Source organism: Holdemania sp. Marseille-P2844 (assembly GCF_900120005.1).
Taxonomy (GTDB): Bacteria; Bacillota_I; Bacilli_A; order Erysipelotrichales; family Erysipelotrichaceae; genus Holdemania.
Window position 1 is genome coordinate 252,312 of sequence record NZ_LT635453.1, and the last position, 15,355, is coordinate 267,666.

A 15,355-nucleotide genomic window follows, 5' to 3' on the forward strand; every position below is an offset into this window, starting at 1 on the left:
GAGGTTTTCTTTTTATTGAAGATGCCGGGGCCATGCCTGAGGATTTAGAACGTCTTTGGCTTCATTTCACAAGAAAACCATTCTCATTCTCTGCGGCGACCATCAAAAAGGAGGACAACTATGCGAAAAGGATTATCATTCATCTTGGCCTGCGGGCTGCTGCTATGCGCCGGCTGTACGCCGGCTGCGGAAAAACGAACATTCAGCGAAGACGGGAAGAGCGCCGTCGCTTATCAGGAAACATTGTTGGAAACTCAGAACCAACAGACCGAACAAATCGCCGCGCAGGCGGTGGGCGGAACTCTGGACAATCCTGTTGTTCTCGTCAATCCCTATGGATTAAGTCCGCTGAGCGCGTTGATTCAATTCGATACCGAAACCGCGGAACCGGTCACGGTCATTGTCAAAGGCAAACAGGCGCAGGCGGATCTGAGCTGGACTTATGAACCATCAACCGCGCATTGCCTGCCGATCATCGGTTTGTATCCGCAGCAGAAAACGACGGTTCAGCTGATCGTCGATGATCAGGTGAAGGAGCTGGAGATTGAAGGTCAGGCGCTGCCGGAGGATGCTTTCAGGGCGGAGGTGACGGTTGCCGATCAGAACCCGCAGCCGAATCAGCTGATCTTTACAACCCCTTCCAGCACCGGTTATGCCACCGGGTATGACAGTCAGGGCGAGATCCGCTGGATTTTAAATGTGATGATGTTATGGGATCTGAATTTACTGGAAGACGGCCGGATTACGCTGAGCACCAACCGCCTGCTGGACAGTCCATATTACACGACAGGATTTCTGACGATGGATTTGCTGGGGCATATCGACGCGGAATACAGTGTGCCGGGCGGGTATCATCATGATCTGGATCAGCTGCCTGACGGTAATTTCCTGATCGCTTCCGATGACTTCAGCGGATCGACCGTGGAGGATGTGATCGTTGAGATTGATCGGCAAACTGGGGCCGTAGTGAAATCCTTTGATTTGAAAACAATTCTGCCGCAGGATCAGGGAAAGAGCTTGAACTGGACGGCAAAGGACTGGTTCCACAATAACAGCGTCGATTATAACCCGGCGCAGAATACGCTGACGGTGTCCGGCAGGCATCAGGACGCTGTGGCTGTGATCGACTACGACACTCAGAAATTGATCGCGATCATCGGCTCGCCAGAGGGATGGTCGGAAGAAATGCAGGATTATTTTCTGACGCCGGAAGGCGGGGACTTTGAATGGCAGTGGGCGCAGCATGCCGCGACCTGGCTGGACGATCAGCACATTATGATGTTTGACAACGGGATGTACCGGTCGAAGACCGAAGAGAACGCGGTCAAAGCGGAGGATAATTATTCCCGGCTGGTCGTTTATGCGGTGGATCTGGAAGGCAAGACGATCCGGCAGGTCAGGGAATATGGCAAGGAGCGGGGATATGCTTATTATTCCCCCTATATCAGCGACGTTGATTTCCTGGGAAATGACCGGTGGCTGGTGACTTCGGGCGGAATTTCCTGGCTGGATGGCAAGATCAACAATATGCCGGGATCATTGACAGCTTTCGATCAGATGGAGGCGTATGTAACCGTGATCGACGGAGATCAGGAACAGTTTGAGATGAAAATCCCGGCGAATATCTACCGGGCTGAGATGATCGACGTTTCCAAGACGACGATGACACCGCTGGAATCCGGAAGATTATTAGGAAGTCTGGGTGTCACGGCATATCAAACGGAAGATGATCTGGATGCCAGACTGAAATTCAGCGAAGCTCGGCCGATTGATGAGAAACTGGCGGAAAAGCTGACGCTGACACATGAACAAGACCGCCTGATGGTGACGGCGACGTTAAATAAACATGATAATCTTGATCTCATTTTAGCGAATGAGGAAGGGCTGAGGATTTATCCGGTACAGACGGACACCCAGCCGGGAATGTGCGTGGCGGTTTTCAACCAGCCGAAATCGCCGGATGTCTCAACGTTAATTCAGACGATCAGCGCGGAAGGGCTGGATGGGACGTGGCATGTGTACTACCGGCTCAATAATCAGCTGATCGACGCGCGGCAGGTCTATCGGAATTGATTAAGGGAGAAATCGAAAAACAGAAACAGACTGGCTGGACTGAAGTCCTTTGAAGTGTAATCATTAAAAAATCGGGAATGAAGAAGTTCCCGATTTTTTTGGCCTTTTTTTATTTTTCCTGACGGTAACACTGATAGCGGAATGAATACTGATCCGCATGATAATAGGTTTCCGTATATTCAAACGGGGTGTTGTCCGTCAGATAGGAAATATGCGTGCTCAGGACTACGTCCCGCTTTTCAGCCATTTCCAGAGCTTTTTGAATTTCCCTGCTTGGCATGACGACGCTGATTGTCGTATCATTATAAGCCAGCTGTAAATTTAATTTTTCTTCCAGATACTGATAAAGTGATTTTTCCAGATAGGTAATATCCAGATAGGGCACTTTAAGAACAGAAATGTAATTGTAGCTGACGGCCATCGGCTTGCCATCTCCTAAGCGCAATCGAATAAAATAATGGATAAAATCATTCTCTTTCAGACCAAGCTTCTCCATGATCTCGGGAACCTCTTTAGCGCAGATCACGGAATAATGAAGCAATTTTGCTTCCGTTTTAATACCGACACGCCGATGTTCTTCAGAAAAGGAAAGCATCTCCGGAATTTTCCGCTCGATCCGCGGTCCTCGTACAAAACTCCCCTTGCCTGGAATTCGTTCAATGTATTCCTGATCGGAAAGGTGAGTCAGCGCTTTATTCACGGTCATGCGGCTGACGTTAAACTGGGCGCACAGCTCGTTTTCAGAAGGAAGCTTATCTCCACGATGCACTTTTCCGTGTTTAATCTGTTTTATGATATAATCTTCGATCTTCTGATATTGAAGCTGTTTTTTCGCCATGGTGTCCCTCAACTCTCTATTTGAAATTATTTTACCATAAATATCCAGCAAATCATCATTCTTCCGCACAATTACGAAGCGACGAATTTGCTTCCTGCTTTTTTATGGAAAAGCGGATCTGCGGCGAGGAAGGGATTGATGCCCAGCCGGTAGGGAATTCGTGATGAAATAATCTGCAGCGGCAGGATATACTCCAGAACATGAAAGTCCGGATCGTCAATCATTGGCAGCAGACAGTCTTTTTCCGTTGTCATCGACGAGTGCTGGTCAGGACCGATGATAAATTGATGGGAAGTCGTTTCCCGGATCACAGAATGGATTTGGACCAGTCTGTCTTTTTCATAAGGATCCGGACTGGCCAGATAGATCAGGCGGGTCTCTTTCTGAACGGAATTATAAATCCCATGACAGAACTCTTCCAGTTCATAGCCGACAATCCCGAAGCGGAGAGTTTCCAACATTTTCAGCGCGCCTTCTAAAACATTGGCATAGTTATTTCCATAACCTAAAACCAGGATTCGCCGGCCTTCAATCAATTCTTCCTGAATTGCATCTACCCAGGCGGTCGCTGCCGGGATAATTGCGTCATAATTTACAATCACAGTTTTCAGCCGTGTGAGCAGATCATTGACTTCCGCGTGGCTGATCCGGTTCAAGCACAACGCACCTTCAATTCCAAGCAGCCATAAAATTAAAACAGTAGCGGTATATCCCTTGGTTTTGGCGATGCTCAGCTCCGCGCCGCATTCCATAAGCAGATGCACATCGGAAAGCTGGAAGATCAGACTTTTGGGATTTTCGCTTAAACCGGCGGTCATGCATTGATGTGTCTTCGCTTTTTCCAGGGCGTCGGCGGTAGAGTAGCTGTTTCCACCCTGGGAAATTCCCAGAACCAGCGTATTTTTTGAATAGATCTTCTGCTGGGTTGTAAATAGAGAAGGCAATTCTGCCCGAACCCGGATCTGAAGCAGATTTTCCATAACCCGCCGGGCTGCCAGCGCCGCGTGATAAGAAGTTCCTGATCCGCACAGAACAAGCTCATCCACGTTTTTTTCATGAAGCATTGTGCAGAATGGACGGGTGATCGTTTTTCGTTTCTGGAGAATATTCAATAACACGTCTTTTTCTTCCAGAATATAATCGTACATCGTAATCTCGGTCATCGTATTTCCTCCTGCTTCAACATGGGAATACCGGAAACAAATGTCTGAAGAATCTGATAATCCTCGTCATAAACCGTAAGATCCGCCTGATAACCGGTTTTGATCAGACCTAAATGATCGTCCAGCTTTAACATCCGCGCCGGATTGATCGTCGCCGCGTTGATGGCGCAGGCTTCGCTGAGCTTTCCCAGAGTTTGAAGATTGCGGACCGACTGAATCATCGTGATGCAGGAACCGGCCAGCCGGCCGTCTGAAAGCCGACCGACGCCGTCTTCTCCGATTGTGACCTTGCGGTCGACGGACTCATAATAGCCCGGTTTTAATCCTTTATAACGAGAGGAATCAGTAATGACAACCAGACGGTCACTGCCTTTGCATCGGCCAATGATATTGATAACGGAGGGATGGACGTGAATGCCGTCGGCGATGACCTCAGAGTACAAAGCATCGCAGGATAATGCGGCTCCCGGCAATCCCGGTTTGCGATGATGCAGCGGATTCATACTGTTGAAGCAATGGACGACAGACGAGGCGCCCTCCTCGACGGCCTGCATCATTTCCTCATAGCTGACGCCGGAGAAGCCAACCGCAACTTCCAGACCAAGCTCTGCGCAATGTTTTAATACCTGATGCCCTTCATCTTTTTCCACAGCGAGGCCCACGCGGAGAATGTGGCCGCCGGAGGCTTCCATGAAACGGTCAAATTGTGCAATCTCCGGTTTTTGGATCAAGTATTTATCATAGGCGCCGGGATATTCGTGAGAGGTATAGGGACCCTGCAGGAAAATACCCGGGATGTGAGCGCCGTCTTCATTTTTTTCCTCAATGACGGTGCGGATGGCCTGAAGCGCCTGAATAATTCGAGGTTCTGAACGGGTTACTGTACCTGGCAGAAAAGAAGTAACCCCTTCCTGCGGCAAATATCGCTGCCAGACCCGAAGGGTTTCCGGGTCTCCGTCAGAAGCGTCGCCGCCCGCGTAACCGTGGGTATGCACATCAATTAAACCGGGGATAATCCGGGCATTCTCATAGAATTGAGAATTTTCCAGGATGCCATTGTGAATTTCTGTGATTTTTCCATCTTCCAGTTTTAAGGTGGCAGGAATAAATTGCTCGTCAATCCAGACGCGCTGACTGCTGATAAAGGTCATGAACGATTCTCCTTTCTGCTGAGGCGAAGAGCTCAGCACTTGACTGCTTATCTGATAAACAAATTATATACCACTGCATTTTAAAATGGAATAAAAATATATACAAGTTTATAAAAATGTATTTCATAACTGCAAATTTTATTTATAATGAAATCATAACAAACCTGATGAAGTAAGGAAAAGTAATCATTTTTTAATGAATAATACTTCATCGAGAAAACAGGACGTTAATAAATAGAAAGGAGGATCGGGGCTGTTCAGTATTACGACAAGAAGCAATCCATCATAATGAAAGGGGCAGACTTATGACAATCTTCCAGATTTTGTTACTTACTCTGTGGGCAGGCTTATCGCAGGTTGATCAGATGACGTTCAATCTGCTGCCCAGCGGTATTATCCCGACGGCAATTTTTACCGGACTTGTGGTTGGAAAACCAGAATTGGGGCTGCTTGTCGGCGGCACGCTGCAATCCTATGCCTTGGGCTTGGGGATGTTCGGCGGTGCTTCCATACCGAATTACCCGGTTACGGCGATTATCGTTGTTGCTTTATCAGCTTCGGCGGCGGATGTGCCGGCAACGATCGCTTTGATCGGCATTCCAGTCGCGACGCTGACGGTTCAAATTGACGTTTTCGGACGTTTCTTAAACACATTCTTTCAACACCGCGCGGATAAATACGCAGCGCTGGGAAATTCCCGGCAAGTCGCATACAGTAATTATTTGGGTGTTTTAAGCTGGTCTTTATCGCGAATGATTCCGGTCTTTGTCGCCTTGTGCTTAGGTCCAACTTTCGTCGATATGTTAAATGCGATCATGCCGCCATGGCTCAGCTCCGGGCTGTCGATCGCCGCGGGTATGTTCCCGGCTGTCGGATTCGCAATCTTATTGAAATACCTGCCGATTCGCTCTAATCTTCATTTCCTGATCCTGGGCTTTGCGTTAACGGCGTGGGCGGGAATGCCGACGCTGGCCGTAGCGACGTTTGGCGCAGCGGCCGCGATCGCTGTTTATTATCAGACGGGAAAGACCGATAAATCCAATGCAGGGGGTGAAGTCGATGAGTAAGCAGTTCACAAAAAAAGAAATCCGCAGGTTATCCTATCGCTGGTCATGGAATCGTTCATTAGCCTGGAACTATGAAAAAATGATGACAGCCGGCTATATGACGACGATGCTTCCGGTTATTGACAAGCTATATCAGGATGATCCGGAAGGCCGGAAGAAAGCCTTTGAAACGCACAGTGTGTTCTTCAACTGCGAACCTAATCTGACCAATATCATTCTGGGAATGGATATCGCAATCGAAGAAGAAATGGGCGCGGAAGGGCTGGAAACTGTCGCGGGGATTAAAGCCAGCTTAATGGGGCCGTTTGCGGGGATCGGAGATACGTTGTTTACCAGCGTCTTAGCGACAATCTTCGGTTCAATCGCGGTTACGACCGCTCTGGACGGCAGCTATTTTGGAATTGTATTGTGGGAGATCTGGTTATTCTTCGTGATGTTCGGGTTACGGCCTTATCTGATGCAGCTGGGTTATACGCAAGGCATTAAGCTGGTCACAACGCTCAGTGGAAAATTGAATCAGATTACGCAGGCTGCCAGCGTTTTGGGAATTATGGTAGTCGGCTCGATGGTCGCTTCCTTAGTAAAAGTCAAATTTGGTACCTTGACGATCATGGGGACGGAATTTGATCTGCAAACTAAATTATTCGATGCGATCATGCCGAAGTTCGGCGCAGTGCTGGTTGTCGCTTTGTGCTATTGGATTTTAGGCAAGATCGGGATGAAATCTTCACGGCTGATCCTGATGATTATGGCGCTTGCCATTCTCTGTTCCTTCCTTGGCATTTTGGTGCCTTAAAATGAAAATTATCGTCAACGCTGATGACATGGGGTATACCTGCGGCGTAACAGAAGGAATTATCGAAGGATATGAAAAAGGAATCGTTACTTCAACCACCGTCATGTGCAATATGCCGAATGCTGCGCAGGCAGCTCAACGATTACGATCAGTTCCGGGTCTTGGAACCGGCGTTCATTTAACGCTGACCTGCGGCCGTCCGCTGACGAGAGCGAAAACGTTGACGGATCAGCATGGTGATTTCCTGAAAAACACGCAGTTTTATAAAGTTTATGTCGATCCCGCTGAGGTGGAAGCCGAATTTCGGGCCCAGATTGAGAAGTTTATGGAGTTATTTGGCCGCCAGCCGACGCATCTGGATTGCCATCAGGGCTGCTATGACGGACAGACATTGACAATGGCCCGTGTCGGAGGCATCGGCGAGGAACACAATACCGAGGAAATTCTGGCCGTGACGCTGGATCTGGCTAAAGAATATCACCTTCCGCTGCGGCGTCATTGCGAATACCTGTGGCTGAGCTCTTACCATGGCGAACAGGCAACGCCTGAGCATTTCATAAAAATGCTGGACGAGCACGCCGATGCCGAAAAACTGGAGTTTATGGTTCATCCGGGATGGTGCGATTTAGAACTTTATCAGAAAAGCTCGTATAGTTTGGAACGAGTTCAGGAACTGGCCGGACTTTGCGATCTCAGACTGAAAGAAGCGCTGCAGGTGCGAAATATTGAATTAGTTCATTTTTGATATTTATAAGCAGGCGTTTGTGCTTAACACACAACGCCTTTTTTTGGCTTAATTTGTAAAGTTTCAGACTAAAACAAGGCAGGAAGAGTTTTGATTTTCATGAATATTGGAGTGGAAATTCAGACGGCAAAAACAGGGAAATCAGATTGATAAAAGGACGCATTTGAGTTATAATGAAATTGTAAAATTAACTCAGAAAAGTATTTTTAATTTTTTTAATTATTTTAGGAGGCTTTTTCCGATTTTCCGCAATATTAATGATAGGAGGTTTCCTATTATGCAGAAAATCGATCGGCTCAGAACTTTAAACAGACAGGAAATTCAAAAAATCAGATTTGTGTACACTCCCACCCATCCCGTCTTAGCGGCTTTGGATTATCGCAATAACGATCTGTTTCGTTGTACTTTTGGCTCGGAGGACGAACTCTCCCCAAAAATTTTGACCGCTTTTTTATCCGATCTGCTTGACTTTCAGATTACATGGCTGCGGTTTCGGAATACGGAACCGGTTAAGACGAGTGAAAAAGAGAAAGGCATTCGCTTTGATCTGTTAGTAGAGATTTACGATGATCAGGGGAGAATGATGCTGGTAAATCTGGAAATGCAGAATTACCGCATGAAGGATTCCTTATCTCTGCGTTCTCAGGTTTATTTGTCACGGATAGTCAGTGATGAGGTTGTTGCCGGGGAGGATTATGAATTCTGTCCGGTTATTCAGATTATGATCGTTAACCGGCTGCCCAACATGAAAAAGCATTCTCATTTTACTCATCAGAGCCGATATTTCGTGATTGAAGATCACATCATGATGCCGGATGAGCGCTGCCGGATCCTCTGGGTAGAGATGGATTATCTAAGTGAGCTGGCGAAGAAACCAATCGAAGAGTGGCGGATGGCAGAAAAGATTCTTTATATGACACGGTACAGTTTAGATGCCGAAAAACAGGAAATCATTCGGGAGTTAAAAGAAAAAGAGGAGGTCATACAAATGATGGAAGAAAAGAAGATGGAGTTTTTGAGGAACACAAGTTTGTCTATCGCATTGATGAGGACACGATTTGATGAAATTGACGAACAGAAGATTTATGAAAAAGGGCAGCGGTTAGGGAAGAAGATCGGGGAATGCATTGGAGAGCGCATAGGCAGACAGCAAGGGGAACGCGTTGGCGAGCTTAATGGGCAGAGAATGATGCTTCGACAGATGTTGAGCTTCCAGATTTCGATCGGAGAAAAAGAAACAGATTTGCTTCAACAGTTAAATGGTGATGAGTTGCTGATATTATCAGAGCGGTATGAGATGATAAAAACGCCGGACGATCTGGCAGAACAGGTTCATCAGATTGTAAATCAGAGAACAAACTCAACCCCACAGCCTAAGCTGGCGGCCACGGTTTAAAACTATCTTCAGAGGTGATTCCAATGATCAGAATGACAGAAGAACAGCGGATGGAGTTTTTGAGAAGTACAAGCTTGGACATCGCATTGATGAGGACACGGTTTGATGAAATTGATGAACAGAAGATTTACGAAAAAGGGCAGCGGTTAGGGAAGAAGATCGGGGAATGCATTGGAGAGCGCATAGGCAGACAGCAAGGGGAACGTAAAGGGGAAGCAAGACAAAGAATGATGCTTCGACAGGTGCTGAGTATCCGGATTCCGATGGGTGAAGAAGAAACGGCGCTGCTTCAGCAGTTAAATGGTGATGAGTTGCTGATATTATCGGAGCGGTATGAGATGATCAAGACATCCGAAGATCTGGCAGAACAGGTTCGTCAGATTGTAAGCCAAAGAAGAGAGCGAAAAATCAATTTAAACGAGTTTCCAGAGTCGGAAGCTTATAGAGAAATCGGAGAAATACTTTAAAAATTTTATTTTGTCTGTACCGTTATATTTCATAACTTAAACAATAGCGGTAAAGCAGGCAAGATGTATCGTATTCATGAGGACATACCGTTTAGATATGTGGGTTGGTATTCAATTTTTGATACCCCGTTAAAAAACACAGTCTGGTTCAGTTCAACAGTTCAACTGAATGAGAGGCTCTTCGATAAGATCTTAAATATCCGGACTAAAGCAGACATAGTTTTTTCACAAAAACTTTAATAAGATTTAAGAGTTGCCAGGATTGAATCATGATATACTCCTATCATGAACCGGAAAGAAGGGATACTGTGTTTAAAAATAAAAATGGAGAACTTCGTTCCGGCTGGAAAATCGCAGGAATGCTGGGAACGGTTTTCGGCGTTTTGTTTCTTCTTATGTTTCTCATTCAGTTTGGATTTGTGTTTATCATGACCACAACCGGGAATCTGGATCCGACGACTGCGGCCGCGACGCCGCTGGCTTTTCAGACAGCAGCGATCATCAACAGTTCCATGATGTTCTTACAGACGATCGTTATGATCACGATTCCGATTCTGTTATGGACGAAGGTGCTGAAAAAGGATAAGGCGTCGCTGGGACTTCCGCCGCTGGCGAAGCAGAGAAGGACAATGAGACAAGGACTGGCGATGGGCGCTGGCTCCATGACGTTAGTTTTTCTGCTTCTCATAGTCACGGACAGCGCACAGGTTTTGACTTGGATTCCCCAAGGCTCACCTTCGCTGCTGATCATGTTCTTCCTGTATATTCTGATTGGCTATTCGGAAGAAATCATCTGCCGCGGCTATATTCAGGGCGTTATGCGGCAGACACACAATCCAGGGCTGATCATTTTGGTGCCTTCCCTGATCTTTTCGCTGCTTCACTCAGCGAATCAGGGGATCGGGTGGCTTCCCTATCTCAATCTCTTTCTGATCGGCTTGTTTCTGTCGCTGATCACACTTTCCAGCGGCAACCTGTATTCGGCCATCGGTTTTCATATTTTCTGGAATTTCTTCCAGGGACCAATTTACGGCTTTTCTGTCAGCGGCGGTCAGGAAAGCGGTCTGCTGACAACCTATATGAAAGGCAATTCCCTGCTTAATGGCGGAACCTTCGGACCAGAAGGCGGGTTGATCGTAACGGCGGTCATGTTATTCATGATTGGCGCCTGGTATTGGCGGACAAAAGAACAGCTGCCGGAAATGATTGCCATGTTGAAAACTGAGGAGAATTCCGTCGCAAAACCGGTTTTCGTTAATGACGACACAAAATTCAGGCCATCGGGAATGAATACAGAGGAAAAGGCCAACGCAGAATCCATCCACATCAGTCAGGCTGAAACGCCGATCCGGTAAAAGCCTGAAGTAAAACGCGTTCACCCCTGAACTGACAGGATGAACGCGTTTATTTTAAATAAATCTGAACTTTGTAATCTGATTCCGGTTTAGTCTGCCGTTTTGGAGTCCGCTAACAGCCGGATTTCACTGCGGTATAAGAACAGGATGTAAACGAAGGTGATCGCCATATTCACGACGTTGCTGACAAGCGACAGGACGCTGGACCAATCGGATACAAACAGCAGTAAGACGGAAAACAGAATATTGAGCCCATAGCTGATAATCATCAATTTCCAGGTTGTTTCCCCATGCTTGACCAGCGCTTCTTCCTGCAGTTCACCCAGGAATTTCGTCGTTCCCTTGATGATGAAGAAATTCTGAAGAAATCCAAACACGGCGGCGACGACAGACAGGATCAGCGCCACGATCATAAAGGTTTGAGCCGCGCCGAGATTTCCATCGGCATACAGGCTGGAAAAGTAAACTGTCGCCATAGACAGAACCAGACTGCAGCCCAAGCTGCACAGAACCATGATAAAAGCCCGGTTATATAAAGCATCCGCTTTGCGGATTTTGACAATACCGACTAAAATGGTAATTCCGGCGATCAAGCTGATGAGATTTCCCACATTGGGCAAACTGACGAACAGCGCGATGACCTGACCGATGAAAATCAATTTCAGGGCTTTTCCGGCTGTGAAAAAACGTTCTTCTAACATAAAATGCTCCTCTCTGCGTGAATTTGCATGAAATTGCGATTGTACAACGGGAATTCTACCATAGAAAAGGGCGCAGGACAAGGCGGGGACCGGAATTGGGGTAGCGGCAAAAGGGATAAGCGGCAGAATTCAGGAAAGAATAGCGGATAAGGGAGGATTTGCGCAATGTACTTTAATTATCATGCCAAAGCGATGCGTCTGATCCGTCAGGGACATTGCACCCATTTTGAACTGGTCGAGCGATGGAATCAGATTGCTCCGGCGCTGGTGCTCTACTTTGACAACGAACCGCCGATGCCAATCCGTGAAGAGCGCTGGGCAGATTATTTTGAATTGATCGACGAAATTCATAACAAGACCATAAAGGAAGGGGAATAATCCTTTACTCTGGTTGGGAAATCCGCTAAACTAGAAGCGATTGAGAGGGTGATGACATGACGCAGATCAAAGCGGTTGTGTTCGATATGGACGGGGTTCTGATCGATTCGGAACAGTATTATCAGGATAGACTGATGGAATATTTCAGAGCGATGAAGGTGGATCTGCCGCCGCAGCGATTAAATCTGCTGGTCGGCGCGAATGGCAAGATGAACCTGTGGCCGAAAATTCTGGAAGGCATTGAACTGCCGCAGCCGTATGACGAATTCATGGTCGGGATGCGGGAATATCGCCATGCGCAGCGAATTGAAGATTATCAGGCGCTGTTGTTTCCGGGAGTGGAAGAGACGTTGAAAGCGTTGAAGGCGCAGGGAAAGAAACTGGCGCTGGCGTCTTCCAGTTCGTTTGCCATGATTGAGAAGATGTTGTCGGACACCGGTCTGTATCCTTATTTTGAACTGGTCACCTCCGGCGGAATGTTTAAAGAATCGAAGCCGAATCCGGAAATCTATCTGTTCACGGCGGAGAAATTGAAATTGGATCCGCGGCAATGCGTCGTTGTGGAGGATTCGCCGTATGGGATCCAGGCGGGCGTCTCGGCAGGAATGACGGTAATTGCCCGGCAGGGCGAACGATTCCCGATGGATCAGTCGAAAGCCCATTATTTTGTAAAACAACTGCCGGAAATACTGGCAATTCTGGCTCAGCTGGGCTGAATCGGCAAAAACAAATCAGGAAGTCAAGGCGATCGCCAACAGATCCTGATAGCCGCATGATTCCTGATTTTATTTCTATCCCTTTCGAAGTTTATCTGGAATTCAAGTCACAACCAGGCATAATGAGTCTTAAATCCAAGCGTAAAGCTTGAATATTACGTTTGATCCTGACTCATAGGCGTCAGCCGTGAAGGGCTGTGGATTTTGAAAAATCATCAAAAAAAACTGAAATCTGTTCCGGGCGATGCTTCTGGACAGATTTTTATTTGTGAAAAAACAAGTTTGTAAGCGCTTCACATTTTCTCTTGACTGGTCTGACCAGATCCTGCTATGATGGAAGAGTCGAAAAGGAAATCTCTGGAAAGAGATCGTCGAAAGAGAGGAACAAGGATGAAAAAACTGATGATTTTAGTCCTGGCTGCCGTGTTAGCCACCACGGCGGCAGGCTGCAGCGCAAACAACTCGTCATCCGCCGGCCAGCCTTCGGCGCAGACGAATGAAACGCGCGGCGTTACGCTGAGCGAAGGCGTCAGCGTTAAAGGCGTTCAGGCAGATGTCACCTATCCGCTGGAGGGATTGGACGACACGCTGGCGATGAACAATCTGACAACAATCAAAACGTATGCCGGACAAGGCCAGGTTTCCGTGACGCCGAAGGGAGCGGAAAGCTTCGATCTGTTCATCAACGGAACAGCCGTCGATCACAGCGAATTTGCGGGGAAAGCCTTCACGGTCGATTTCTCGGCTCTGGCAACCAACGAGATCAACACGATTCAGGTAACCAACATTCTTCCGGAAACCGCAAGCGTCAATATTAAAGTTGACTATCCGACGGTGATCGAAGGGACACCGGAGGAAGTCGGCTTCAGCAGCGAGAAGCTCAGCTTTATTGACGATCTGCTGAACAAGGAAGTGGAATATGGATTCCCGGGTGGTCAGCTGGTCATCATCAAAGACGGAAAGATGATCAAAAACACGGCTTACGGCTATGCCAATTCCTACAATCAGGATGGAACGCGGATTGAAAATCCGGTGCCAAGCACTCCGGAAACCTTATATGATTTAGCGTCCAACACCAAAATGTACGCGACCAACTATGCGCTGCAAATGCTGGTCAGCGAAGGCAAGGTCAACATTACCGATACGATTCAAAGCTATTTCCCGGAATTCAAGGATGAAGCAGGCGCTGCCATCCGGGGCAAGGACACGATGACTCTCCAGAACATTCTGGAACATCAGGCCGGATTCCCGGCCGATCCGCAGTATCATAACGATACCTACGACAAGGATGATGGAATTGTCAACGGCGTCAACGATCTGTATTCAGTGGAAAAAGCCACGACCAGGGAAATGATACTGAAGACTCCGCTGCAGTATGAGCCGGGAAGCAAGACCGTATACTCTGATGTCGACTACATGCTTCTGGGACTGATCGTCGAACAGGTTACCGGCATGGATCTCGATGTCTTTGTCGAAGAAAATATCTACAAGCCGCTGGGCCTCGATCACATCGTCTTCAATCCGCTGCAGAAGGGATTTGAAAAAGACCAGTGCGCGGCAACCGAGCTGAACGGCAATTCCCGCGACGGCGCGATTTCGTTTACGGTTAACCGTACCGATACGATTCAGGGCGAAGTCCATGATGAAAAAGCTTTCTATGCGATGAACGGTGTTTCCGGTCATGCCGGTCTGTTTGCCGACGCGCAGGATCTGGCGCGCTTAGCGCAGGTCATGCTGAACCAGGGCGGTTATGGCGATGTCAAGCTGTTCTCGAAACAGACGATTGATCAATTCACCAAGCCGAAGTTCACAAGCCAGACCTATGGATTAGGCTGGCGGCGCATGGGCGATCATGGTTACAGCTGGTATTTCGGACCACAGGCCGGAGCTTCAACGTATGGTCATACCGGTTGGACAGGTACACTGAGTTTAATCGACCCGGAAAATGATATGATCGTCATCTGGCTGTCCAACAAGATCAACAGTCCGGTTGTCGATCCGACGGTCAATCCGAATTATTTCTATGGCAACCATTTCATCGGCGGAACCCTGGGCGGTGTGGCGACGCTTGCTTATGACGCACTGAATCCGACATCCATGGACAGCATCGATTCCCTGTTGGCGCAGATGGTTGCGAACAAGCTGACATTGATCGAAACTGACGAAGGCTATCAGAACGCGGCGGACGAACAATCGCTGCAAGCCTTGATGGATCTGCTGGTCAGCCGTGTGGAAAAGACCGGCTCGGCCGCCGTGAAGAGTCAGGCCGAACGGCTGGTTGAAAAACTGAGCGATGAAGCGGCGAAAACGGCGCTGAACGAACGGCTGGCTGCGGTGAAATAAACAATCTCGATTCATCAAAATCAGGATTTCACGCAAACTGTTGGAATGCAGAAATCTGCGGCAGGGAGCCTGCTTTCAGGCGCAGGGTGCTGAAAGGGCAGAGCTTGCCAAAAAAGAATCAGGATCAGGAAAAGGTTCTTCCTCAGCTTAGGGCAGACCTGAAATT

General features: G+C 47.8%; 14 protein-coding genes. 10 read left to right on the top strand and 4 right to left on the bottom strand.

Features of this window, described 5'->3' with window-relative positions; all coding sequences use genetic code 11:
- Window positions 1–120 precede the first annotated feature (120 nt).
- The gene (locus BQ7364_RS13800) at window positions 121–2,073 is read left to right on the top strand and encodes an aryl-sulfate sulfotransferase (RefSeq protein ID WP_072685256.1); all 1,953 of its coding nucleotides are present in this window, start codon (window positions 121–123) and stop codon (window positions 2,071–2,073) included.
- Window positions 2,074–2,182: 109 nt separating this feature from the next.
- On the opposite strand, the gene BQ7364_RS13805 is transcribed toward BQ7364_RS13800, so the two are convergent.
- The 3 genes from BQ7364_RS13805 to nagA all read right to left on the bottom strand — a co-directional run bounded on the left by BQ7364_RS13805 (window position 2,183) and on the right by nagA (window position 5,225).
- On the bottom strand, window positions 2,183–2,911 hold the full coding sequence (locus BQ7364_RS13805) for a GntR family transcriptional regulator (protein WP_072685257.1): 729 nt from the start codon (window positions 2,909–2,911) through the stop codon (window positions 2,183–2,185).
- Between the two features lie 71 nt (window positions 2,912–2,982).
- Entirely contained in the window at window positions 2,983–4,074 is a 1,092-nt protein-coding gene (locus tag BQ7364_RS13810) for an SIS domain-containing protein (protein WP_072685258.1), read from the bottom strand.
- Entirely contained in the window at window positions 4,071–5,225 is a 1,155-nt protein-coding gene (gene nagA, locus BQ7364_RS13815; protein WP_072685259.1) for an N-acetylglucosamine-6-phosphate deacetylase, read from the bottom strand. The genes BQ7364_RS13810 and nagA overlap by 4 nt, the downstream gene beginning before the upstream one ends.
- 305 nt (window positions 5,226–5,530) lie before the next feature.
- On the opposite strand from nagA, the gene BQ7364_RS13820 reads away from it, so the two are divergent.
- The 6 genes from BQ7364_RS13820 (at window position 5,531) to BQ7364_RS13845 (ending at window position 11,051) form a co-directional block, all read left to right on the top strand.
- Entirely contained in the window at window positions 5,531–6,292 is a 762-nt protein-coding gene (locus BQ7364_RS13820) for a PTS mannose/fructose/sorbose/N-acetylgalactosamine transporter subunit IIC (RefSeq protein ID WP_072685260.1), read from the top strand.
- Window positions 6,285–7,088 (top strand): PTS system mannose/fructose/sorbose family transporter subunit IID, encoded by an 804-nt coding sequence (locus BQ7364_RS13825; protein WP_072685261.1) that lies wholly within the window; start codon window positions 6,285–6,287, stop codon window positions 7,086–7,088. The genes BQ7364_RS13820 and BQ7364_RS13825 overlap by 8 nt, the downstream gene beginning before the upstream one ends.
- A 1-nt stretch (window position 7,089) precedes the next feature.
- Window positions 7,090–7,833, top strand: a complete 744-nt coding sequence (locus tag BQ7364_RS13830; protein WP_072685262.1) for a carbohydrate deacetylase — start codon at window positions 7,090–7,092, stop codon at window positions 7,831–7,833.
- Between the two features lie 277 nt (window positions 7,834–8,110).
- Entirely contained in the window at window positions 8,111–9,229 is a 1,119-nt protein-coding gene (locus BQ7364_RS13835) for a hypothetical protein (protein ID WP_072685263.1), read from the top strand.
- A gap of 32 nt (window positions 9,230–9,261) precedes the next feature.
- Complete coding sequence (locus tag BQ7364_RS13840) at window positions 9,262–9,696, top strand: hypothetical protein (protein ID WP_139248645.1); 435 nt, start codon at window positions 9,262–9,264, stop codon at window positions 9,694–9,696.
- A 428-nt stretch (window positions 9,697–10,124) separates the two neighbouring features.
- On the top strand, window positions 10,125–11,051 hold the full coding sequence (locus tag BQ7364_RS13845) for a CPBP family intramembrane glutamic endopeptidase (RefSeq protein ID WP_234973190.1): 927 nt from the start codon (window positions 10,125–10,127) through the stop codon (window positions 11,049–11,051).
- Between the two features lie 89 nt (window positions 11,052–11,140).
- Here BQ7364_RS13845 and BQ7364_RS13850 read toward each other — a convergent pair whose 3' ends face one another.
- A complete protein-coding gene (locus BQ7364_RS13850) occupies window positions 11,141–11,752 on the bottom strand; it encodes a hypothetical protein (RefSeq protein WP_072685266.1) in 612 nt (203 codons plus the stop codon).
- A 165-nt stretch (window positions 11,753–11,917) separates the two neighbouring features.
- On the opposite strand from BQ7364_RS13850, the gene BQ7364_RS13855 reads away from it, so the two are divergent.
- The 3 genes from BQ7364_RS13855 to pbp4b all read left to right on the top strand — a co-directional run bounded on the left by BQ7364_RS13855 (window position 11,918) and on the right by pbp4b (window position 15,189).
- Window positions 11,918–12,130, top strand: a complete 213-nt coding sequence (locus BQ7364_RS13855; RefSeq protein ID WP_072685267.1) for a thermostable hemolysin delta-VPH — start codon at window positions 11,918–11,920, stop codon at window positions 12,128–12,130.
- Window positions 12,131–12,186: 56 nt separating this feature from the next.
- Window positions 12,187–12,846 carry an HAD family hydrolase gene (locus tag BQ7364_RS13860; RefSeq protein ID WP_072685268.1) on the top strand — a complete coding sequence of 220 codons (660 nt, stop codon included), beginning with the start codon at window positions 12,187–12,189 and terminating at the stop codon, window positions 12,844–12,846.
- 390 nt (window positions 12,847–13,236) lie between these two features.
- A complete protein-coding gene (gene pbp4b, locus BQ7364_RS13865) occupies window positions 13,237–15,189 on the top strand; it encodes a penicillin binding protein PBP4B (RefSeq protein ID WP_159432817.1) in 1,953 nt (650 codons plus the stop codon).
- Window positions 15,190–15,355: the final 166 nt, after the last annotated feature.